Here is a 22,427-nt window from a genome sequence, read left to right on the forward strand (position 1 = left end):
TTTAGATCGTTTGAACGTCTGTGAGGAGAGCCATGAGTTACCGCATGAACCGCCGCGCCTATGCTGAGACCTTTGGTCCCACGGTGGGCGATCGCATCCGTCTTGCTGATACGGATTTGCTGATCGAAGTCGAGCAGGACTACACCACCTACGGTGACGAGGTGAAGTTTGGCGGCGGTAAGGTAATTCGGGAAGGGATGGGACAGTCGCCCATTACCAATGCAGATGGAGCGGTGGATGCAGTCATTACTAATGCGCTGATTCTCGATTGGTGGGGGATTGTCAAAGCCGATGTGGGAATCAAAGACGGCAAAATCCACGCGATTGGCAAAGCTGGCAATCCTCACATTCAGGACCATGTGAATATCATCATTGGTCCCGGCACCGAGGCGATCGCGGGCGAAGGGATGATTCTGACAGCAGGCGGGATTGATACCCACATCCACTTCATTTGTCCGCAGCAGATTGAGGTGGCGATCGCCGCCGGAATTACCACCATGATTGGCGGTGGCACCGGACCAGCCGCTGGAACAAACGCCACCACCTGTACTCCCGGTCCCTGGAACATTTACCGGATGCTGCAAGCGGCAGATGCCTTTCCCATGAACCTGGGTTTTTTGGGTAAGGGAAACAGCGCTAAACCGGAAGGCTTAAGAGAACAGATTGAAGCCGGAACAATCGGTTTGAAACTGCACGAAGACTGGGGAACCACCCCAGCGGCGATCGACACCTGTCTCAGCGTTGCCGATGAGTATGATGTCCAGGTTGCCATTCACACTGACACCCTCAACGAAGCCGGATTTGTCGAAGACTCCATTGCTGCTTTCAAAAACCGTTGCATTCACACCTATCACACTGAGGGGGCAGGCGGGGGGCACGCACCTGACATTATCAAAGTTTGCGGTGAGATGAACGTACTGCCGTCCTCCACAAACCCAACCCGACCCTACACGGTCAACACTCTGGACGAACATCTGGATATGCTGATGGTTTGCCATCACCTGGATCCCGGCATTGCAGAAGACGTTGCCTTCGCGGAATCCCGTATCCGGCGTGAAACGATCGCCGCTGAAGACATTCTGCACGACCTGGGAGCCTTCAGCATGATCTCGTCTGATTCCCAGGCGATGGGGCGAATTGGAGAAGTCATCATCCGCACTTGGCAAACGGCTCACAAAATGAAGGGGCAGCGAGGAGCTTTATCATTTATCAGAGGACTCTGACCGTAACGATAACTTCCGCGCCAAACGCTACATTGCTAAATACACGATCAATCCAGCCATCACCCACGGCATTGCTAACTATGTCGGTTCTGTAGAAGCGGGCAAACTGGCCGATCTTTGCCTCTGGAAACCATCCTTATTTGGGGTCAAACCGGAACTGGTGATTAAAGGTGGCATGATTGCCTGGGCTCAGATGGGCGATGCCAATGCCAGTATCCCAACTCCCCAACCCGTTCACATGCGTCCCATGTTTGCCAGCTTTGGCGGAGCGATCGCTGCCACTTCCCTTACCTTTGTCTCTAAAACTGCCCTGGACAAAGGAATCCCTGAACAAATCGGCTTACAGCGATCAGCGGTTGCTGTCTCTGGCATTCGCAAACTGACTAAGAAAGACATGAAGCTCAACGACGCTACCCCCCCACATGGAAGTGGACCCCGAAACCTACGAAGTCCGCGCTGATGGGCAACTGCTCACCTGCGAACCTGCAACTGTACTTCCAATGGCACAACGATACTTCCTGTTCTAATTCTTTGTAAGCAGTAAGTAGGTAGTCATCATTAATTGGTAAAGGGGGGAGTGGGGGCTTCGCCCCCACTCCCTCTCTAATTCCAACGTCCTAACGCACCTGCGTAGAGCTATACAGCAAAACGAAAGTTTTGTTGGGGATGCAGGGGTTCCACCCCTGCTTGGGGGCGAAGCCTTCAAACCCCCCATGTTGCAAAATTTAGTGTTTGCAACACGAGTAGTCTGCCAAGTAGATCTTGAAGGGTTTATAACCCTTCAAAATCCCGTAAATTAATTTTTCTGCGTTTAGATAACCAGGCAAAGTTCCTTTGGTGACCCACTAGGGGCTAAAGAGTGGTTTCTGCATTTGAAACTAGCTGTAAGTGAGACGAAACCTGAACTTTGCTGAGTTCTCGCACCAGTCGGAGTGCCTGATGTTTATAGAGGGGCATATTCAGGGTACTTGGAAGCTGGTTCATCAAGGTGCGGGCAAGGCTGATATCACAACCAGAGATACGGGCAATCACACTTGCTCCTTCAAAAGCAGCCTCCTGAGACATTGCCTTTTCGACCCGCAGCAGCCAATTGCGTTCTAACGCCATCCCCTGTTCAATCCGGCGCAATCCTTCAATAGTTGCCAGAACAACCAGGCGATCGCCCACATGCAGACGAATATCATCGAGCGGCATCAAACGGGCAGAGTCGTAGCCGCTTCGCTGATGCAGAATCGGTACAACCCCATAACCATAAGCAATTTCAGCCAATAGCCGTCCCTCTAACGTATCACCCGCATCAATGCTGTATTCTGTAACAAGGGTTGTGCGATCGTTGAGGCGAAACAAGTTCAGGATACTCTCACCAAACGCCGCCCCAACAAATGCTTCTGCCGCCAAGGCATAAGCACCTAAAACACGGGTATCGGGCAGCAACCGCGCAATGCTTTCAGCAAATCGTTGATCTACCGTTCGCAAAACCAGATTGCAGGAGGGGTTTGCTGCCCTTGCCATCAGCCCAATCTCCAGATTAGCAACCTCGTCATCCGTCAACACCACAATGCTTTTTGCCTTTGCCAAGTTGACTTTTGTCAGAGAGTCTTTAATTTCCCCAGTGACCAGAGGAATTTCTGCCGGTACCTCCGATTCCACTGCTGTGGCACTCACACCTACCAGGGGATGTTTCAATTCCAGCAACAGGTCTGCGACGCGGCGCCCCACTCGCCCCAAGCCAATCAGGACTATATGCCCCGCCTTTGGCACCGGAGGGCGACGTTTTAGAAACTGAAACCGTGCTGCCAAAACTCGCTCAGTCAAAATTGCATAGAGAATACCAATGAAAATGGTACCAGCCACGGTCATGCTGATACTGAACAAATAAAGCCACCAGGAAATCTGAAAGGGCATTTGCCGCCCTCCAAACAATTCGTCAAATCCACCTAGAATCAGGATCAGTGAAATATTGAATGCTTCATGTAGATTAATGTCCGAGTAATGCATTTTGAATAGTATTGCACCACCCAAAAATAGACTCAACATTACAATGCAGGAAAGAATGCCGACTCGTCGAGTCTGGTTACTGTTCTGCCAAAACTGATTTAGCTTATGTTTCAGGGGTTTCCAGGTCAGGTTGTGAATAAAGTCTTGCCAGCGAAATCGGGCACCATCTCCCTGGGCGATCGCAAGATTCGTTAGCCGTTCGTCAATTTCAATATAGGTAATAATATCTTTGGCTCTCAACCTAGCGTCAGGTTCCCACTGATAAAAAGCATCTACTGGCGATAGCCGATGTTTAGTGTAGCTCAGGACTCGCCGGGTAGAGGTGTTCAGTTCGTAAAGCTGGCGGCGATCGCACCAGCGGTGCCCCGCTGAAATTTGTTCTTTCACCACTCGCAGCAAACAGCCCTCTAGCCGAAAAAAGCCCTGGGTTGAATCACCCAGGGCGGCTAAAGCAAAGGCAGAAGCAGGCAGTTGAGTTGCTTCGTAGGCGGCAAAGTTACCCAACTGCCGGCTTAACAGTTCATTCAGGTTTTCCTGGGCCGAACGAATGATCAGACGAATATTGGGATTGAGCGATCGCGCCGCAAAAGCTGCTGCAATGTTAACCCGCTCATCGCTGGTAACAAGCAAAATAGCCCGACACTGATGAATGTTTGCCTGTTCCAAAATTTTGGGTTGGCGACAGTCCCCGATCACCAACTCGTTTAGCCAATTGGGCAGATCTGGAACTTCCCAATGGGGAGGGGCGATCGCGTCAATCGCATTGATCGTCACCCCAAACTCTTTCAGCAGCAGTACACAATATTGCCCCAGGCTACCTAACCCGCAGACCAGGAAAGAAGTTACGCTGATCCCGCCTTCCTCTTCCATTCCTCAAAGCCTCACTGCACTGATGGTTCTCCCAGCTTGCCGGTAAAAGAGTGGCGTAAACTACTCTTTTAACCCCAACAACCCCCTGGGAATATTGATTTTGTTTTGGTGATAAGCTTCGATTATCGCCAAATTCCCAGGAAAGCATGATTACCATCCAATAAAGGTGATTAAGTCAATGATGCTTTAAAGACGTTAAGTAATGGTGAATACAAGAAGCCAGAAGGCAGAATAGCGACCTTCTGGCTTCTGGCTGAAAATTCTCTCCTGTCAGAACAGTTTAATAGAGATAATCCGTTGCAACCCAGCCCCCGCAATCGGCTTGCTGCCAAGCATATCCATCCTGGTAAACAACACCCCCCGTTGTAGGAACAAAGGATCCTTCATTAGCTCCTCCAACTATGGCAAAACCCAGCCCTGGACCAGAGCGAACATTCAACCCAACGCGATAGTTGGTTTGTACATAGCCACCATTCCCATAGGAGACAGGATAGTAGCTTCCTTCCAGGTAATAGCCGCCACCACAACCCCCACCGTAGGCCGGTTCGTAGCAACCACCACCGTGGGAAACGGGATAGTAATCTTCCGTGTAGGAAACGGGATAGTAATCTTGAGTTGTGTAGTCAGAAGCGACCCAACCGCCACAATCATCGCAAAGCGGTGTCCAGGCATAACCATCGTTGTAGACGACGGTTTCGTAGTCCTGGTGCAGGAAAGCGCCATCGGGAGCGCCGCCGATGATTTGATAGCCAAGCCCTGGGCCACTGCGGATGTTTAATCCACAGCCACTGCACGTTTCTACAAAACCAATAGGGCGATACTGCTCATCTAAACCCAGTGCTTTTGCAGTTTCTTTGCCAACAACGCCATCAATTTCTTTCAGTCCCTGGCGAATCTGAAAATCAGTTACGGCTGCTTCGGTTTTAGGGCCGTACTGGCCATCCGCTTCAATACCCAGTGCAGTTTGAATGGCCTCAACCTCTGCACCAACACTACCGGGGCCAACAGGGGTTGTTGCTGCGATCGCTTTACTGGGTACCCCACCCAAAATAGACACGGCAACAGTAAATCCTGCCAAGCCCACTAGAGTAGAGCTAGAAATATTTAGCTCGATATTTTCGAAGGCTGTCAGTTCAGGATCAGGACTCGGATCTTCGTATCGAACAGCCGCATGAACAAATGCCAATGATTCCATAATGATTTCCCTCGCTTCATCCTGAACCAACTTAACAACAGAAACTTAGAGCTATGGCTACCAGGCTTAGGATGGGATACAGGAGTTCAACCTTGGCTGAAGGCGAAGCCCTTACACTCCCTTAAAGTCAGTACTTTAAGCGGCCTGGCAACAGTTATAGCGACAGAAAAGTGGGATAAACGGCAGTATAGCACCGCTTATCCCACATGTACTAGGTTCCGTACCAAAGTTATTAATTTTTGATACAAACCTACTAAGTTGGTATGTTCTAGTAGCAGCCGCAACCACATCCACCGTAGGAAACGGGGTAGTAGTCTCCACAGCCGTAGTCATATCCACATCCACCGTAGGAAACGGGGTAGTAGTCTCCACAGCCGTAGTCATATCCACATCCACCGTAGGAAACGGGGTAGTAGTCTCCACAGCCGTAGTCATATCCACATCCACCGTAGGAAACGGGGTAGTAGTCTCCACAGCCGTAGTCATACCCACATTCACCGTAGGAAACGGGGTAGTAGTCTTCCGTGGTGTAGTCAGAAGCGACCCAACCGCCGCAATCATCGCAAAGCGGTGTCCAGGCATAACCATCGTTGTAGACGACGGTTTCGTAGTCCTGGTGCAGGAAAGCGCCATCGGGAGCGCCGCCGATGATTTGATAGCCAAGCCCTGGGCCACTGCGGATGTTTAATCCACAGCCACTGCACGTTTCTACGAAACCAATAGGGCGATACTGCTCATCTAAACCCAGTGCTTTTGCAGTTTCTTTGCCGACAACGCCATCAATTTCTTTCAGTCCCTGGCGGATCTGAAAGTCAATAACAGCCGTTTGGGTTTTGATCCCGTAGGAACCATCGGCTTCAATGCCGAGGGCTTTTTGAATTGCCTGAACTTCGTTTCCAGTGCTGCCAGGGCCAATGGGTGCCGTTGCTGCTGTTGCTTTGCCGGGAGCACCGCCAAGAACAGATACCGCAACCGCAGCACCCGCCAAGCCCATCAGTGCAGAACCAGAAACACTCAGGTCTACATTTTCAAAGACTTTCAACTCCGGATCGGGGTTGGTGTCTTCGTAACTAACAGCCGTGTGAATAAAGGCTAGCGATTCCATAGTTTCCTCACTTGTTTACTCCTCATTTACTCACTCTTACGACAGAACACAACCAAAACAAATCTGGTCGTGATCACTTTCCTTAAGAGCACTGCAAATTTGGCGTGGGTAGCTAATCATTTTCCATTTCTTCAAGACTGGTTCAGAAGAAATTACATCATTAAGAGTTGCCGTGAATAGCAGGGCAAAAATATCCTGAAAACTGATAGCCTCGCCTTACCTACAGCACAACCCAAATCTCAAAATGAACCAAAGAAGTCTATAGAAATGAAAAAATCATTCTTAACACTAACATGTCAACAGTTCTTTGAGATCACCTGTAAAACAATTATCACAAAATCGGAGGTTGTTGTCGATCGCTGGTTTTCCATTGTAATAGCAATCGCCCAAAATGAAATTTTTTTCTTGAGTTGGCTCACCTTCTAACCCAGATTTATAACCTAGATTTAAATGAGGCTCTTCTAATTTTCTCAGCTAGCAGCTAAAAACCATGCCATCAGTTTGCTTTGGTTGAAAACCTGATGTAGTCTGAACTCAGGTGAGAAACTTTCATTCCTCAAAACTCAAAAACTGCTGATCCTTAAAACTTCTAGTGAAGGATCTGCCGTTAGAAACCCCTCCGTCTATTGCAGGGTTTGGAATGGAGGAATCGTTTACTTTACATGAGTTGACACTCTATCAGGCTCCAATCAACTGAACGAACCATCAGGTTAATTCCAATTAAAAACAGGAAAATACGCACCTTACTATCATTTCTAGCATTTGCCATGAAAGCGTTAGCAGGTGCGCGAGTAAGGGAAATGAAAACAAACTATGGAAGAGGTTGCGATCGCAATCTAGCCATAGAGAAAAACAGGAGCCAAAACAAAAGGATCTTAGAAAGCCCCTCCGATCAACAACAACTTTCCCAAAAAGCAGCCATCTAAGAAAAGCATATAAAAGAGACAGATAGGCTAGACACAAACTAACTTCCCTACTCTTGCCTCTTTATTGCCTACATTTCAAGCCACCAATCCTCCTGGGAACCTTGAACAATGTAAGCACAAATTTATAGAAATGGAACAAAATTTTTCAGGCTTACAATCAGACAAAATAGGCTGATGTAGGAAAAACCTTTCAGACGATGTGTCAGACCTTGGCTTGACCGTTTGTATAGGTATACACAAATGCATTAGGACATTGGTTTTAAGGGGGTGTGAGGACAGTGCCCCCAGCCAGGGGTTCCACCTCTGCAACCTGTCCTAACCACAATAACTACCGCTATATAGACACTTATATAGACACTCCGTAGAACATCTCTGCGAACCAAGGCACACTTCTGAAGCGTCATTGCCTTTTACGGCGCCCCTTTACCAAGAATTCAGAACTTTTAGATTTACTCGAACAAGCGGAAGTAGGGGTAGCGTACAGGTGCTCCCGGTTCCTTTTCCAAGTCAAAATTAATCACTTCCCAGCAAGGTTCTTCTTCTGGAGTAGGGCTAAACTCTACCGGCAACCCATAAAGCCGAGGTCGCGGTGGTTCAGCCTGCCCCCGCCAGGGAGTACTGCGCTCTAAATAGGTACTGATCAAATCTTTGTAGCGTTGAGCAATAATGACGCGTGTCGCCCGATAGCCTTGAGTATATAGCCGATCAAGCGCTTCATGGATTTCAAACCGAATGCCATCGGGATGGGTATGCTGACGATACCACTCCCCTTCCCACTGTCGCCAATGCCGACCAGATTGGAGATGAATCAATTCCCCTGTTTTGGGGTTTGCTTCAAAGGCTCCATGCCGCTGACACAAATAGGTATCCGTGAGGGTCAGTGCCGGAATGGTTTGGCGGCAGTGAGGGCACTGAATCTCCGGACCGAAGATTGGATATTGCAAGCCGGGGTTGGTCATCGAGGGCAATTTGCCTGTTCTCTATGTATCAGTGCCAGTGGGTCTATTATAACTAGGGAGATTGCTTACCATCTAAGCAATTCTACGTTCAATTCCCCCTTATTCGGACAGCGCTGTGAATGATTTTAGTGACAATTCATCCTTTCTGTCCCGTCCCGATCTTTCCCAAGCTGCATTTGTTGCTTCTAATGCAACTGTCATTGGCAGGGTAAAGGTAGCTAGTGGGGTGAGTATCTGGTATGGGGCGGTAGTCCGCGGCGATGTTGAGAGAATTGAAATCGGTGAATGCACTAATATTCAGGATGGGGCTATTCTTCATGGCGACCCTGGTAAACCTACCATTCTTGAAGATCACGTAACAGTAGGACATCGGGCAGTCGTTCACAGCGCTTATGTTGAGCAGGGGTGTTTGATTGGGATCGGGGCGGTGGTACTGGATGGGGTGCGTGTGGGGGCAGGCAGCATCATCGGTGCCGGAGCCGTAGTTACAAAGCATGTTCCGGTGCGATCGCTTGTAGTTGGCATTCCCGCTAAAGTCCTGCGTCAAATTTCTGATGAAGAAGCCACTGAACTGATTGACCACGCTGAACGTTACAAAAAGTTAGCTTTGGTTCATGCCGGGAAAGGTACGGATTTGGGGTTTAGATAGATGAAGAAGTCCCAACTTTTAACCACCCTTCATAGGGGACTATGAAAACTTGCCCACTTGCGATAAAACATAAATATGAGAGCGATTCAAAAATCTTTATCAATTGAAGGGAGAGGTTAAGACTATGGATTGGCGTTTGCTTATTGTTCTGCTTCCTTTGGCACTCGCACTTGGTTGGGTTGCCAGAAATATTGGTCAGCAAGCTCTTAAGCAAGGTCAAGATTTTCTCTCTAAGAGCTAGTTTTGAACCTGCTCTATCTCTACTTTAGCTCTGGTCGGTTGCTTCTCATAATTTGAGGGTAACCGGCTTAATTTTTGCTGATTTCCATTGCTTTTTACAGCTGTCACCAGGTTCCTTATATTGGCTTTAAGGGAGTGCGGGGGGCCAAGTCAGGGGTTCCACCCCTGCACCCCGTCCTAACCATAATGACTATCGCCATATCAGTAATTAATGCTAATTTAAACAATATTTAAACAATACTAAACAATTTTGACAGCAGATGCCTTAATGGGAGAAGCCAGGAGTCAGATTTATTCCAACTCCTGGCTCCTGGCTTCTCAAATCCTTAATCTGCTGCATTTAACAATCAAATTGCGCTATAATAGCCGCGCCCCCCCTCACCTTCCTGTTTCTACGTAGTGCTTCAGTTCTCTGGCCATCCGCCGAATACCCTGGAGTTCGTCTTGACGGATGGTGGGAAAAATGATCCGGGTCATAAAGCCAGAGAAGTTTTCTTGATGGATGTAGCGAGTGCGATTGCGCCCAATCTCCTGAAGGTGAAAGATATGCTCATCGACAAAGCCGGGAATGGAAGAAACCCATTGTAAGCAAATCCCTGGTTGAAGCAGGGTAACTCGTGGTTGAAACTCGGTCTGCTCCTCTCCTGGAACCCGTCGCAGCGATAGCCAAATTTCTCGGCCCTGCTGGAGCGATCGCCGCGAGTCGCAGTCATACAAAAAGGTGTTCCAGTATTTCCAGGTCTCTTTATGAACTAATGCCTGCCAAACTTTACCTCTGGATGCATTAATATCAATTTCGGTATAAAGGCTGGGCATCTGCAAGATTAGGGAGTAAAGAAAGATAGAGGTTGGGTGAGGAGAGTTGTGAATGTTGGATTTCTAGGAGGGAGAGTATAGCGGTAGTCATTATGATTAGGACGGGGTGCAGGGGTAGAACCCCTAGCTGGGGGCGAAGCCCCTACTCCCTTTCTAATTCCAATGTCCTAACGCACCCGCGTAGAGCTATACTTCATTCCCCAAGGGTTTTAACTCGAACATCCTCGGATTTCTTGCTCTCAACCCTATAATCTCCAGGCTATACACCAATTGTGAGTACTATTGTCCCAGATACGCTTCTAGCACCTGGGCGTTAGTTTGAATCTCGGCGGGGGTGCCTACTGCCAGGTTACGGCCTTCGGCCAATACCCAGACGCGATCGCACAATGACATGATCACATCCATATTGTGTTCGATGATCAGGAAAGTGATGCCTTCGCGGTTCCAGGTGAGGATGCGATCGCAAATTTGGTTAATTAAAGTGGGGTTGACTCCGGCAGCAGGTTCATCCAGCAGAATCAGCTGGGGATTCGTCATCAAGGCTCGCCCCATCTCCAGCAGTTTGCGTTGACCACCGGAAAGCGCCCCGGCGTATTCATTTGCCATGTGCGCCAGCCCAATCGATTCCAGAATTGTCATCGCCCGTTCTTTTTGCTGCCGCTCCTCTGCTCGAATTTGTTTGCCGCGGAACCAGGTGTTCCAAAAATTTTCACCCGTTTGTTTCTGAACGGCTAGCAGCATGTTCTCCATCACCGACATGCGAGACAGGGCACGGGCAACCTGAAATGTACGCACCATACCCAATTGGGTAATCTGGTGGGGTTGCAAATTCTGGATGGGTTCGCCATCAAACAGCACCCGCCCCTTGTCTGGATGGATGAAGTTTGAAAGTAGGTTAAACAGGGTTGTCTTGCCAGCCCCATTGGGCCCGATCAGCCCGGTGATGCTTCCTTTCGCAACTTCAATTGACACATTATCCACTGCCCGGATGCCACCAAAACTCTTGACAAGACCACCCGCTGCCAGGAGGGGCAGTTGGAGCGAAGTCGTGGGCGATCGGATGTCCTCCACTTCTGACAAAACTTCCGCCAGGTTTTCCACCCGAGTTCCCGCCGCAACATCAGCCGGAAGGTCTGGCAATTTTGGTGACTCATCGACCAAGGGTCAGTTCCTCCTTCTTCCCTAAAATTCCCTGCGGTCGAGCCATCATCAGCACAATCAGGATCAGCCCAATCAGCATAATGCGAAAGGCTCCCAACCGGGCATCATCCACTGTTGGGGGTACTGCCGGAATTACCCCATGGATCACTTTCAGCAAGTTTGGTAGGTATCGAGTGATGGTGAGGTATGCCCAAAAAATGACTGACCCTAAAATCGTACCTACATTATTTCCGGCTCCACCCAGAACTACGATAGTCCAGGCATTGAAGGTCAGCAGGGGCAGAAAGTTGTCCGGGTAGACCGTACTCAGTTGCCAGGCAAATAGAGCTCCGGCAATTCCGGCAATGAAACCACCTAGCATTAAAGATTGAAGTTTGTACCAGAAGACATTTTTGCCGAGCGCTTTGGCAACTTCTTCATCTTCCCGAATTGCTTTAAGGATGCGTCCCCAGGGAGACTGCACCAGCCATTCCAAACGCCAAAAAACCAGTGCCAGCACAATCAACGACACCAGCATGAGCCCATTTCTGGGGGGATTATCTGAAAAATTGTAGAGGGCGACGGCGCAGACTCCATAAAGCCAAAGAGTGAGGGCGGCACAAATGGCTGTCAGCAGGAGTCCCGCATCCAGGAAAGTTCCTACTTTTTGTAGGCGACGTTTTGCCCATTTCCACAGTTGCCAGAAAACTGGAATGGCGATCGCCGTCAAAAGCCCAATCATCACATGCCGGCTAAGCAGGGTAGGGCGAAAGTTTTCGAGCGGCAGGGGAAATCGCTGAATCCCAAAAGCACCACGAGTCAGCCATTCTTCATTCAGAGCAACCAGACGAATAACCTCAGAAACCCCAATCGTCACGATCGCCAGATAATCTTCCCGCAGTCGCAGTGTCGAAAGCCCAATCAGGAGGCCCAGAAATGTCGCCAAACCACCGCCGACCAATGCCGCCAGAACCAGAGGAATCCCGGCATTGCTCAACAGAACCGTGGAGTAGGCCCCCACCGTCATGAAGGCCACATGCCCAAAATTAATCAGTCCTGTGAATCCCCATTGGAGGTTAAGCCCCAGGCTGAAGATGGCATAGATTGCCGTAAAAATAACCAGAGAAACGAAATAGCTAACCATGCCAGGTAGCAGAATAATGCAGAGACACAAGTATCGCTATAGCCACCAGGCTCACGACAGGATACAGGGGTTGTGGAACCCTCGGTTGGAGGCGAAGCCCCCACACCCTCTTAAAGCTAATGTCCTAAGCACCCTAGCGACAGCTATAGTATCAAGATAAAGAGTAATCCTGATAGGGGGAGTTGAAATGTATCCTATCAGGCAAACTGGTTCAGTGGCGAGAAGGAACAGGGATTAGGGTCAGGATGCAGGAGCAGGAGGCAGAAGCAAGGCCAGAGGATTTGGATGCGGAATAAACCTGCCTTCTGCTTGATTTGCCACATTTTCAGATGGGGATGACTTTCTGACGGGGAGCAGCGTGAGACCATCATCCTTTTGGGGAACTCTGGATAGGACGGTGGACTAATGCCTGTTGAGATCTTCTATAGAGTGGCAGTTTTCGGTTGATTTTGCAACTTGATATGGTTTCTTTGGATGGGGTATGGAGCTTTTCAGAAATCGATTGCATCTGTTAATAGACCAGCTATCGGATGAGGAATTGGCAGACATGTGGGAGGTTTTGGCAGAGCTCTGCTACGACCTTTACATGCAGCGAGCAATTCAGGCATCGAAGCGATTGCTGAACCCCGGAGACACCTTCACCCGTGAGGAGGCATTGCAGTTTCTATCACTGATGTAATTTCTAAAGCATTTTATGCAAGTAACCAGGCAATCTTCCACTCAGAAAACGCGAGCGGCTTTCAGATATGAAGTTCGCTACAAACGCTCCTTTTTGTTAGATGTAAAGCGGCTGGAACCTGCTGCCAGAAAACAGATTCAGCAGTTTGTTTTTGAGGATTTCTATCAAACTACTCAGCTTCAAGAACTACCAGAATTTCGTCAGCTTGGTTCCAGTAAAATTTACTACCGCTTCACCCTCGATCGCTATCTGGTTAGTTTGGAAGTTACAGGACAAATCGTGAAATTCCTGCGGGTAATCCGTAAACCCGATTTATAGTGAAGGGGGTGATGGGTAGATGAGTTTGAGTTTTGAGTTACTCGAGGCTGTTCTAGAAATGGGGCTCTGGCTCCTTGAAATCCTGATTCCCTCGACCCCCTTTCCAGGATTGCCACAAAAAAATTGACAAACCCATTTACCCCCCTACCCCCCTCTCTTTTCTCTTCTTGCCATGCTCCCCACCGACTTACTACTCCATCGCTACAGCGGAGAAGAAGTCATTCCAAAGCAATTGCCGTTAAATCGGCCCAATTTAGAAATGGCGGCGGGATTGATTGATCTGTTTCAACGGGCGAAGGGGGGCGATCGCGCCGAGTTGAACCGCCAACTTCAGGAACTGGAAGGGGAAAGTACTGACTACCGCATTAAACGAGGGCTGGCCCACCTGCTGAATAGTGAGGCCTTCAGCCGATTTGAAACTATTAGTCCCCTTGACCCACTCTCTCTTTGCGGCGGCGCATTTTTGAACTTTCGGCCCAATCTGCTCCCAGCCCGCAGGCAACCCAGGCAACCCTCCAACGCCTGGCAGATGTTCTCACCCAAGAGTTGGAGAAAGAAGTACTTCCAGATCAGGTTCGCAAAGGCTTGTATGCCGACCTGCCCGATCAACAAATTCTGACCCACTTCGAAGCTCCCACACCAGAAGCACTGTTACATCGCTATAACCTGGCTCAGGTGCAAGGGGTGTTTTACCGTGCCAGCCACGTCACTCTCAACGCCCACCGCAACGACCCTGGTGAATACAAGCTGTTGTTCCGTTACCTGAAGCTGTTTGGTCTGATGACCTATATCGAGGGCGATGCCGATCACGGCTTTACCCTCACGATTGATGGCCCCACCAGCTTGTTTAAGCCCAATACCCATTACGGCTTGAAACTGGCAATGCTGCTACCCGCCCTGTTACATGTCACCAGATGGAACCTGATAGCCACCCTTCAACTAAAAGATAGCTACTCTGGCAAGAGTCGTTCTGGGCGCTTTACCCTTGACTCCAACTGCGGACTGGTTAGCCACTACCCTCCTGGTAAAACCTACGACAGCATGCTTGAGGAAGGATTTTGCGATCGCTGGGCAAAAGCCAGAACCGAATGGCGGTTGGAGCGAGAAGTGGATCTCATCCCTATCCCCGGCAGCGTTATGATTCCCGACTTTCGCCTGGTTCACCCCGACGGACGCACCCTCTTGCTCGAAATTGTAGGCTACTGGCGCCCCGAATACCTGAAGAAGAAGTTTTCTCAGGTACGACAGGCCCAGCGGAATGACCTGATCCTGGCAATCTCTGAGCGGCTCAACCTGGAAAAAGCCGGAGTTCGGGTGAGTGATGCTCCAGCCAGAATTGTCTGGTTTAGAGACCAGCTAACACCCAAAGCCGTTTTAGAAGCCCTGGAGTAGTGAGGAAAGAGGAAAGAGGAAAAAAGAATGGGGAACGGTAAGGTATAGCGGTAGTCATTATGATTAGGACAGGGTGCAGGGGTGGAACCCCTGGCTGGGGGCTTCGCCCCCACTCCCTCTCTAATTCCAATGTCCTAACGTACCCGCGTAGAGCTATAGAGACTCAAACCTCAAAACTTAAAATAGGGTGTTCTAGAAATGGGGCTCTGACTCCTCGAAACCCTGATTCCCTTAACCCCCTTTCCAGGATTGCCACAAAAAAATTGACAAACCCTCCTTGAACCCCTGACTCTCCTGACTCCCTTTCCAGGTTTGACACTAGAAAATTGACAGGCCAAGCCATCCCCCCATCTCCCCATCCCTCTCTTTCTAACAACCAATAACCAACAACTAATAGCCTCCCCGGCTCCCCTGCTGATATTTCCAGGTTTCTGCCAGGAGTGGATTAATGCCATACCAGCTTCCCTGCACGTCTTGATATTCGAAGACAAACATGCTGCGGAGGAGGGCCTGGTATTCGCGATCGCCCTTCACAGTTTGACTCTTAACCACTTGCAGAATTAGTTCCCACTCGTCATCATCAATTGGGCGAGCCAAATTATCGCGCTGTCCTCGGATAACCTGCTCCACGTCTGCTTCAGAAAATGGTGGATCGCTTTGCCGGATGCAGTCGCAGACTAATCCCAGCAGGTTTCGCACATGCCCACCACTGACCAGGCAGAGGCGATCCAGCAGATGAGGATGAGCAAAAATAGCACCCACAGGGTCGAGACGTTGCTCCTGTGGAATGCTGGGAAAGGCCCGTACCATCACCATCTGCCGTAACAGGACAACGCCCTCTTCGTAAAGGGAGCCATCCCGGTGGCGGACGGGTACCATCGGCAGAACCTTCAGAGCAAGTCCGCCACCAAATCGCTGCTTCAACGTATCCGTTTCGTTGGAAAAGTTGAGCGCCAGGGGAATGGTGTAAACCACATGGCAGTTTAGTTTTGACAGTTGTTCTCCCCGGTCAATAAAAAGATACTCTGGTTGGGTTCGTCCAGAGGGAAGTTGTCGCACATCCACCCGATCTAGATTGTCAATAATCACGACTAACCCGGTCTTACCTCGCTGTTTCAATTGGGTGGTTGCCTGTCCCAGAAGTTCCTCGTTAATTGACTTTAAGATGCTACTGGTGCGGGGTTCCATGTATTGCCGCAGCAAGTTCCGCATCTTGGGACTGTCTTTGGTCCTGGCCGTGATTTTGCTGATGCCCACAGAGAAGTCAATCTGGGAAATTTCAATGTCTGTTTGCAGAATATCCCCCACTTCCCGGAACAGGTTAACGAAGTAATTGGGTTTCAGCCGGATGTTTTCAGTTTCCAGCTTTTCGCTCACCTGGTAGGCGATCGCCATCAAAATATCCGTTACGTCCACATCTGACATATCCAGAAATTCGCTGGACTCAAAGTAGACGACGTAAAAAGCCTGTTCTTCCAGTTCTGCTTTGAGCCGCAGAAGTTCAGTGGACTTGCCACAACCCACGTGTCCCGTAAACAATTGACAGGTGCGTTCATTGGGTAGCAGCGTAATGGTTCGCTTTAATTCACGGATGATATTGCTCCCCCGCACAGGTGCAAAGTCAATATAAAACTGACGATCATTCGGATCGCCAAAAGCCAGGGTACGGCTGGGATTACAGGCTTGCAAAAACCGGGAAACATCCACCGGCATAATTCCCTACTCCCTTCCCATCACCCATCGACGCTGCACGGCGTACTCAAACTCATAGAAATAGGCGGCAAAAACAATTTGAAGTGAGAGGGAAACTAACCACAGTGGTTGCCCTCGGTTCAGGAGGTAAGACAGGCTCCAGGGGCTAAACTGCATGATCGAAACCTGGGTTGGAAAGGGCAGAAAGAGACCCAAAAGGGCCCAACTCAAGATGGCTGACAGGTGATTGACTACCCAACTATAAAAGCCTTCCCACCAACTGATGAGACTGGGAAAACTCCCTTGCACAGGTTCGCTACCGGGTAGCTGGCTTTCGGGAAAAAACTGATCCAGCAGTTGATGCAGCCAGTGGTGCAGGAAGGCAATCAGCACAATTGGACTGAAGGTGATTAGGAGATAGAAGATATAAATGAATTTTGGGAAAAAGTTAATGAGCCAGCTAATCAGCCACCAGAGATAACCAGAGAGGTGCTGACAACCTGCCATTAGAAGAACAACCACGATCGCAATCACCCAGGAACGGGGCAGGGGAAACCAGTTTTGCATATTGCCTCAAGTTCAGTACTCGACTTTGTCCGGTTTGGCGGCCCATTCCTGAAACGCTACAATCGCTTCCTCTGGCAGTAACTGAATCATGGGTAACTTACGTTCGCTCAGGGGCAATTCCAATTCATCGTAAATAAACTGGTCATCAAAGCCAATCTCAGCCGCATCCACCTTTGTATTGCCATAATAGACGCAATCAGGTCTTGCCCAGTAGATAGCCCCTAAACACATAGGACATGGCTCGCAGCTTGTATAAATCTCGCAGCCCTCTAATTGAAAAGTATTCAAGGTTTTACAGGCATTGCGAATAGCAACCACCTCCGCATGAGCAGTTGGGTCATTGGTGGAGGTCACCTGATTGTTTCCGTTGGCGATGATTACTCCATCTTTGACAATCACAGCTCCAAAAGGTCCGCCCTGCCCCGATCTCAAACTATGCAAAGAAAGGGCGATCGCTTCACGCATAAATTGAGGATTGGGTTCTGTCATTGAGGTGTTTTGAGGAATTGAATCAGTCATGAAGTTCGCATTTAAAAACAAGAAGTAACGTCAGAATAACCGGGTTGTTACCGTTTCTGTAACCACAACTTGAAAGTTGTTTCAGCAGAAGTTAGGATAACTCTAAGCCAGGGTTCATTAGAGTTAAAAAGAGTAAAGGGTTCAAAATAGGATGCTCCCCATCTGGCGGATTCCTGTTTTCTAGTGTCTGCTGGCTGCTAACAATAGCTTAACTTTCAGACTCAACGATTCGGCAAGTTTTTAATGTCTATATCGAACATTTGTTGCCAGGTTCTGTGAAATTATTGACATCATTTTTATAAATTAGAGCTATCTTGGAATGAAGCTTTGAATTTAGAGAGGGTTGGTATGCGTCAGCGTCTGTTGTTTGTTATTGCTGGAGTAATTGCGATCGCCGCAACAGGATGTGCTTCTGAAGAAACAGTCACTCTCTCTCCATCTCCTGCAGCTACTGCCCCTGCAGCTTCGCCTGCCCCAGGTCAGGCAGCAGGTCAGCCCAATGGAAAGACCCAACCCTTTGCTCAGCCACTGGTTGCGCAGAAGCCAGCAGCTCAGGCAGTACCAGGCTTGATTCAACCCACTAATGCAGATGAGCGTGCCAGGCAGGTGCAGGCCAGAATCAATGCCCAGAGGACGAAAAAGGACCCCTTCTCCAGCCTGCCCCCTATTTTGCCAAAACCTACTGCTGCTCCCCAAAGAACAGCTAACCTGCCGCAACCCACTTCAACCCAAAAGGTTCCCACGCTGCCAGGTGCTCCCCAACCAGGAGCATTGCCCACCATTGCGTCTACCCCACCCAGACCCAGCAGCCCCTTTCCACCAGGCAGAACGGCTGCCAACCCCAAAACGGCGGCTAACCCCAATCGACCGGCTGCCAGGCCAGTTCCCCCCCCACCTACTACGAATTTAGCAAGCGCTGTGGAGGTTTCTGGAGTGGTACATATCGATGGCAAAGCACAGGCTATTGTCAGAGCACCCAACGAAGGAACCAGTCGCTATGTGCGAGTTGGACAGCGGCTCTCCGATGGACAGGTGTTGGTCAAGCGCATTGAAATGATTGCAGGCTCTGACCCAGTTGTTGTTTTGGAAGAAAACGGGGTTGAAGTTCCCAAAGTTGTTGGAGAAGGCGGACAACAGCCCCAGCAAGCTGGTGGACGGTCTGCCTGACCTGGCATTGGCAACAATTTGCAAAGCCTGAAAAAGGTTGCCCTCTCAAAAGATAAAGTGGGTTAAAGCAGCTACTGATTTAGGAGTAGGGTACTATGACCCAATCCATCTCTGGGGAGTCTGCAACCAATTTCTGGCAGACTGATTTAATTGATCTGATTTTCTCACCCTCGCAACAGCAGGATCCTTTCCAAACACAAGATGCAGACCTATTGCATCAATTTGGCTTTATTCCTGGGTTGAAGGAGCTTTTAATGTTGCGGCAGGTGCATGCCCTGGAACATGCCACCGTTTGGGTACTAAGTGAGAACGCAAAGTCTGTCGGGAATGCATCGAGGGCTCGTCGGGAAGACACTGACTTGGGCGGCATGTCTACCGAGCGAGGATTTTATTTATATGGTCAGGTAGACTCTGAAGAATTAAAGCGGGCCGTTCAAGTTGCACTGCGGCGGATTACTTCTGGAGAGTGGGATCTAGCGGTCCATCCCCGCTGTGGTACTAATCTGTCTGTTGGCATGCTGTTGACGGCAGGGTTTGCCTTTGGAGCCTCCATGGTGCTGCCACGTGATCCAATTGGGCAAATGATTGGGCTTGGTCTGGCTGCGGCAACCGCCGCTCACATTACTCCTGACCTGGGCAGTATGGCTCAGCGATATATTACAACAGCGATTCCATTTAACCTCGCCGTAGATAGTATTCAACTCCTCCCTGACCCGCTGGAGCGATCAGCCCACTTCGTCCAGGTGCGCTGGGTTGATTAGGTGCCATTACCCTACCACCCCATCCCCCTTATCACTCCATGACTGGTTGCTTATTTCTACCTACTTGCACTGAGCCACCGGCCCTTAATCTTTCTACTGTCCCCAATTGGGTCTAAATAGTGTGCCATTTTCAGAAGGATTCAGTATCCTTGCATAGATTCTGTCGATGCTCAGAAAGTGGTACTAGAAGTGTGAGAAGTCAATAGATGTCCAGGGTGGCGCTGCTAATTGGAGTGAGCAGGTACCCGCCAGGTTTAAACCCACTACCGAGGGCTCAGAAAGACGTGGAGGTGATGCGGCGCGTTCTGAGACAACCCCAGTTTGGATTTGAACAGGTGGAGAGTCGGTGTGATGCGTCTTTGCAGGAAATAGAGGAGGCGATCGAAACCTTTTTTAAGAACCGGGCTCCCGATGATCAGGTTCTGTTTCTGTTTTGCGGGTATGGGATCCAGGATGAGGATGGTAGACTCTACTTTGCGACGCCGGAAACTGCCCCCGATTACCAGGGTAGACTGATCAAAGCCAGAACAATTCCAGCCAGTTTTGTTCAGGATGTGATGGATGCCAGTCCGGCAAAACATCAGGTGGTGATTCTGGATTGTTACTTCCGCCAGGGCTTTGGCGACACCTCCAATGATGACAACCCTGTTGATTTGCCCACGCAATTGGGGGGAGATGGGAGAGTCCTTCTAACGGGTTCGATTTTTACTCACAATCTCATCGAGCCTGCGGATCTGGATGCCTGGAGCTATGCCCGCTACCTGGTGGATGGCATCGAGACAGCAGCGGCAGATACTGATAGTGACGGGGTTGTTTCGGCAGCGGATTTGCATGATTATGCTCGGCGAAAGTTGGCGATCGCCGCTCCCGCCATACATCCCCAACTGTATGGCAACGAAGAATTGGCACAGCGTCCCCTGCTGAAGGTTCCAGTGCATGACCCACGGGTAAGTTATCGAAAGGTGCTGGAAAACCTGGCAGAGCAGGGTGAAACCGATCCTACAGCCACTACTCTGCTAACAGGTCGTAGTCTGTTGGATGACATCAAACATAGCCTGGGGCTTTCTCCCCAGGAAGCGGCAGAAGTTGAGAGTCGCAGTTTACAGCCATTACGAGATTATCGACAACGGTTACAGTCATATCAAGAACGGTTTTCAGGAACTAAACTGGGATACGTGGGACCTAATTACCAAAACAACGAAGATCTAAAGCGGTACCGGCAGGCACTCGGCCTGACTGACAGCGATACCGCTGGAATTGAGGCTGCTCCTCAAATTGTTCAGCAGCAACAGCAGCGAGAACAGCATCAGAGAAACCTGGTGAAGTACGAACAGGTAATGCTTGCCGTGATGCAACGCCAGTATCCGCTGACTGAAGGCGATCGCCGCTTGCTTCATCACCTGCAAAAAGCGCTCCAGTTGAGTGATGAGGATGTCAGGATGATTGAATCTGATTTAGCAGCAAGGCTACACCGACGAGAAGGGGGCTCCGTTCCTCCCCCAGATTCCTCACTGACCAGACCTCCTGTTGAGCTAGCTCAGCAATCCTCAACGTCACCGCCTTTCCCTGGTACTCCTCCGGTCTCCCCAGGAACCCCTCCTTCTCCACCGGGCCGCTTACCTGAAGAACTTCCACTTCAGCCAGCCAATGTCTCATACAGCCATCCCGATGGCATGAATCCGGGTAATCCTCCCCCCTTTGGACCTCCGGCTGGCCCACATCCAGCCGAACCACCTCCAGTTAGACCAGTAGACACCCCACCCAGCCCAACCACAACCTTTCAATCTGTTGAATTGCCGGTGAATGAACCCGCACAACCGCCAATGAAGTCCTCCAAAGAATCTAAGGCATGGCCATACGGTGTCTTGATTATCACAGGAGTGCTACTGACAATGCTTCTCGGTACACTGCTGGCTGTCTGGTCTTCTGGAAATTTCGGGAATCTCTTTGGTTCAAGACCACCAGCCCCACCAGTGGACAATCAGCAAGCCCCACTGTCTCCGATGAAACAAGCTGCGGAAGACATCAATCTGGGAGTCACAGCCCACGGCATTGGAGATCATGAACAGGCGATTAAATATTACGATCAGGCTATCAGGCTAATGACAGGAAGCTGCCAGCCTGGAGTGAATACTCAATCCTCTCAATGTCAGCTTGTGGCACGGGCGTATAGTAATCGCAGCTACGCCTATTTTGATTTGAGAAATTACAATCAGGCCCTGAATGATGCAAATTCAGCTGTTGTTTTGGACCCTAACCTGGTGGAGGCAAGGATTAACCTGGCCAATGCTCGATTTAAGCGGGGCGATCGCACCGGAGCCCTGCAAGATTATGAACGGGCTCTTCAACTTCGCCCCAGCAATGCCCTGCGAGCAGGAATTTACAATAACCGGGGCAATGTTCGATTCGCCCAAAATAATGCCCAGGCAGCCCTTCAGGATTACAACCAGGCGATCAACTTAAAGAGAAATTATGCCGATGCTTACTTCAATCGGGGGCTAGCTTACGAGGCGTTAAACAACATTCCAAACGCGATTAATGACTTTCGCAGAGCCGCCAAATTTTACCAGGATAAGAATCAGTTTCAATTAGCTGACGAAGCTGAAAGGAAAGCAGCTAATCTCCAGCAGAGAACCCCTGGAGGAACGGCTTCTCCTGCGGCAACCGGCGAGCCTCGGTAGCAGGGAAAAAATTTTGCGCCACTCACACAGTAGCCGGCTCGGAGAGGGGAGGTTGGGAGGGATCGAATGTGTAGCATTTAAAAAGTGAATAGGCATTATAGCTCTACGTAGGTGCGTTAGGACATTGGAATTAGAGAGAGTGTATGTGGGCTTCGCCCCCAGCCAGAGGTTCCACCCCTGCACCCCGTCCTAACCATAATGACTACCGCTATAAATGAAAAAAGTAAGGTGAAAAAAGTAAGGAATTGATAAGAAACCTTTTGAAAAGTCCTTAATATGACGCAATGTATTGATATATAAGGTCATACCTGTAGGGTGCTTTTAGCGATAGCGTAACGCACAGGGGTTTCTGGGCTGGCTTATAACGAATCTTTATTACCTTGATC

General features: G+C 49.7%; 18 protein-coding genes and 2 pseudogenes. 10 read left to right on the plus strand and 10 right to left on the minus strand.

All coding sequences use genetic code 11. From position 1 onward, the window contains the following. Window positions 1-32 precede the first annotated feature (32 nt). Window positions 33-1,750 (plus strand): annotated as a pseudogene (gene ureC, locus P4D80_RS05850) (urease subunit alpha). 325 nt (window positions 1,751-2,075) lie between these two features. On the opposite strand, the gene P4D80_RS05855 reads toward ureC, so the two are convergent. The 4 genes from P4D80_RS05855 to P4D80_RS05870 form a co-directional block, all read right to left on the minus strand. Further along, window positions 2,076-4,091 (minus strand): NAD-binding protein, encoded by a 2,016-nt coding sequence (locus P4D80_RS05855; RefSeq protein WP_421658006.1) that lies wholly within the window; start codon window positions 4,089-4,091, stop codon window positions 2,076-2,078. Window positions 4,092-4,371: 280 nt separating this feature from the next. Continuing rightward, window positions 4,372-5,286 carry a peptidoglycan-binding protein gene (locus P4D80_RS05860; RefSeq protein WP_421658007.1) on the minus strand — a complete coding sequence of 305 codons (915 nt, stop codon included), beginning with the start codon at window positions 5,284-5,286 and terminating at the stop codon, window positions 4,372-4,374. Between the two features lie 268 nt (window positions 5,287-5,554). Next, complete coding sequence (locus tag P4D80_RS05865; protein WP_421658008.1) at window positions 5,555-6,391, minus strand: peptidoglycan-binding protein; 837 nt, start codon at window positions 6,389-6,391, stop codon at window positions 5,555-5,557. A gap of 1,375 nt (window positions 6,392-7,766) precedes the next feature. Further along, window positions 7,767-8,276, minus strand: coding sequence for a TIGR02652 family protein (locus P4D80_RS05870; protein ID WP_421658009.1), 510 nt, complete (start codon window positions 8,274-8,276; stop codon window positions 7,767-7,769). A gap of 115 nt (window positions 8,277-8,391) precedes the next feature. On the opposite strand from P4D80_RS05870, the gene P4D80_RS05875 reads away from it, so the two are divergent. Together P4D80_RS05875 and P4D80_RS05880 are read left to right on the plus strand one after the other, a co-directional pair. Next, entirely contained in the window at window positions 8,392-8,925 is a 534-nt protein-coding gene (locus P4D80_RS05875) for a gamma carbonic anhydrase family protein (RefSeq protein ID WP_421658010.1), read from the plus strand. A gap of 124 nt (window positions 8,926-9,049) precedes the next feature. Continuing rightward, a complete protein-coding gene (locus tag P4D80_RS05880) occupies window positions 9,050-9,166 on the plus strand; it encodes a photosystem II protein Y (RefSeq protein ID WP_421658012.1) in 117 nt (38 codons plus the stop codon). A gap of 377 nt (window positions 9,167-9,543) precedes the next feature. Here the strand turns inward: P4D80_RS05880 and P4D80_RS05885 are convergent, their stop codons facing one another. The 3 genes from P4D80_RS05885 to P4D80_RS05895 form a co-directional block, all read right to left on the minus strand. Next, complete coding sequence (locus tag P4D80_RS05885; RefSeq protein ID WP_421658013.1) at window positions 9,544-9,981, minus strand: SRPBCC domain-containing protein; 438 nt, start codon at window positions 9,979-9,981, stop codon at window positions 9,544-9,546. A 279-nt stretch (window positions 9,982-10,260) separates the two neighbouring features. Continuing rightward, entirely contained in the window at window positions 10,261-11,142 is an 882-nt protein-coding gene (locus P4D80_RS05890) for an ABC transporter ATP-binding protein (protein WP_421658014.1), read from the minus strand. Beyond that, window positions 11,132-12,265 (minus strand): branched-chain amino acid ABC transporter permease, encoded by a 1,134-nt coding sequence (locus P4D80_RS05895; RefSeq protein ID WP_421658015.1) that lies wholly within the window; start codon window positions 12,263-12,265, stop codon window positions 11,132-11,134. The genes P4D80_RS05890 and P4D80_RS05895 overlap by 11 nt, the downstream gene beginning before the upstream one ends. A 481-nt stretch (window positions 12,266-12,746) precedes the next feature. On the opposite strand from P4D80_RS05895, the gene P4D80_RS05900 reads away from it, so the two are divergent. From P4D80_RS05900 to P4D80_RS05915, 4 genes and pseudogenes are all read left to right on the plus strand, one after another. Then, on the plus strand, window positions 12,747-12,944 hold the full coding sequence (locus P4D80_RS05900) for a hypothetical protein (RefSeq protein ID WP_421658017.1): 198 nt from the start codon (window positions 12,747-12,749) through the stop codon (window positions 12,942-12,944). Window positions 12,945-12,959: 15 nt separating this feature from the next. Further along, window positions 12,960-13,262, plus strand: a complete 303-nt coding sequence (locus tag P4D80_RS05905; RefSeq protein ID WP_421658019.1) for a cytotoxic translational repressor of toxin-antitoxin stability system — start codon at window positions 12,960-12,962, stop codon at window positions 13,260-13,262. Between the two features lie 172 nt (window positions 13,263-13,434). Continuing rightward, window positions 13,435-13,644: pseudogene (locus P4D80_RS05910) on the plus strand (DUF790 family protein); the annotation flags it as partial. A gap of 65 nt (window positions 13,645-13,709) precedes the next feature. Further along, entirely contained in the window at window positions 13,710-14,654 is a 945-nt protein-coding gene (locus tag P4D80_RS05915; RefSeq protein ID WP_421658021.1) for a DUF790 family protein, read from the plus strand. A 390-nt stretch (window positions 14,655-15,044) separates the two neighbouring features. Here the strand turns inward: P4D80_RS05915 and P4D80_RS05920 are convergent, their stop codons facing one another. The 3 genes from P4D80_RS05920 to P4D80_RS05930 are packed head-to-tail and all read right to left on the minus strand — an operon-like array spanning window position 15,045 to window position 17,432. After that, window positions 15,045-16,367 carry a P-loop NTPase fold protein gene (locus P4D80_RS05920; protein WP_421658022.1) on the minus strand — a complete coding sequence of 441 codons (1,323 nt, stop codon included), beginning with the start codon at window positions 16,365-16,367 and terminating at the stop codon, window positions 15,045-15,047. Window positions 16,368-16,373: 6 nt separating this feature from the next. Then, entirely contained in the window at window positions 16,374-16,913 is a 540-nt protein-coding gene (locus P4D80_RS05925) for a hypothetical protein (protein WP_421658023.1), read from the minus strand. Between the two features lie 12 nt (window positions 16,914-16,925). After that, the gene (locus tag P4D80_RS05930) at window positions 16,926-17,432 is read right to left on the minus strand and encodes a nucleoside deaminase (RefSeq protein ID WP_421658024.1); all 507 of its coding nucleotides are present in this window, start codon (window positions 17,430-17,432) and stop codon (window positions 16,926-16,928) included. Between the two features lie 348 nt (window positions 17,433-17,780). On the opposite strand from P4D80_RS05930, the gene P4D80_RS05935 reads away from it, so the two are divergent. The 3 genes from P4D80_RS05935 (at window position 17,781) to P4D80_RS05945 (ending at window position 22,041) form a co-directional block, all read left to right on the plus strand. Further along, the gene (locus tag P4D80_RS05935; RefSeq protein ID WP_421658025.1) at window positions 17,781-18,599 is read left to right on the plus strand and encodes a hypothetical protein; all 819 of its coding nucleotides are present in this window, start codon (window positions 17,781-17,783) and stop codon (window positions 18,597-18,599) included. A gap of 95 nt (window positions 18,600-18,694) precedes the next feature. Next, window positions 18,695-19,360, plus strand: a complete 666-nt coding sequence (locus P4D80_RS05940; RefSeq protein WP_421658026.1) for a DUF6391 domain-containing protein — start codon at window positions 18,695-18,697, stop codon at window positions 19,358-19,360. A 206-nt stretch (window positions 19,361-19,566) separates the two neighbouring features. After that, a complete protein-coding gene (locus P4D80_RS05945; protein ID WP_421658027.1) occupies window positions 19,567-22,041 on the plus strand; it encodes a tetratricopeptide repeat protein in 2,475 nt (824 codons plus the stop codon). The last annotated feature ends 386 nt before the right edge of the window (window positions 22,042-22,427 follow it).

The sequence above is a fragment of the Leptothermofonsia sp. ETS-13 genome, from assembly GCF_049200465.1.
Classification (GTDB): domain Bacteria; phylum Cyanobacteriota; class Cyanobacteriia; order Leptolyngbyales; family Leptolyngbyaceae; genus Leptothermofonsia.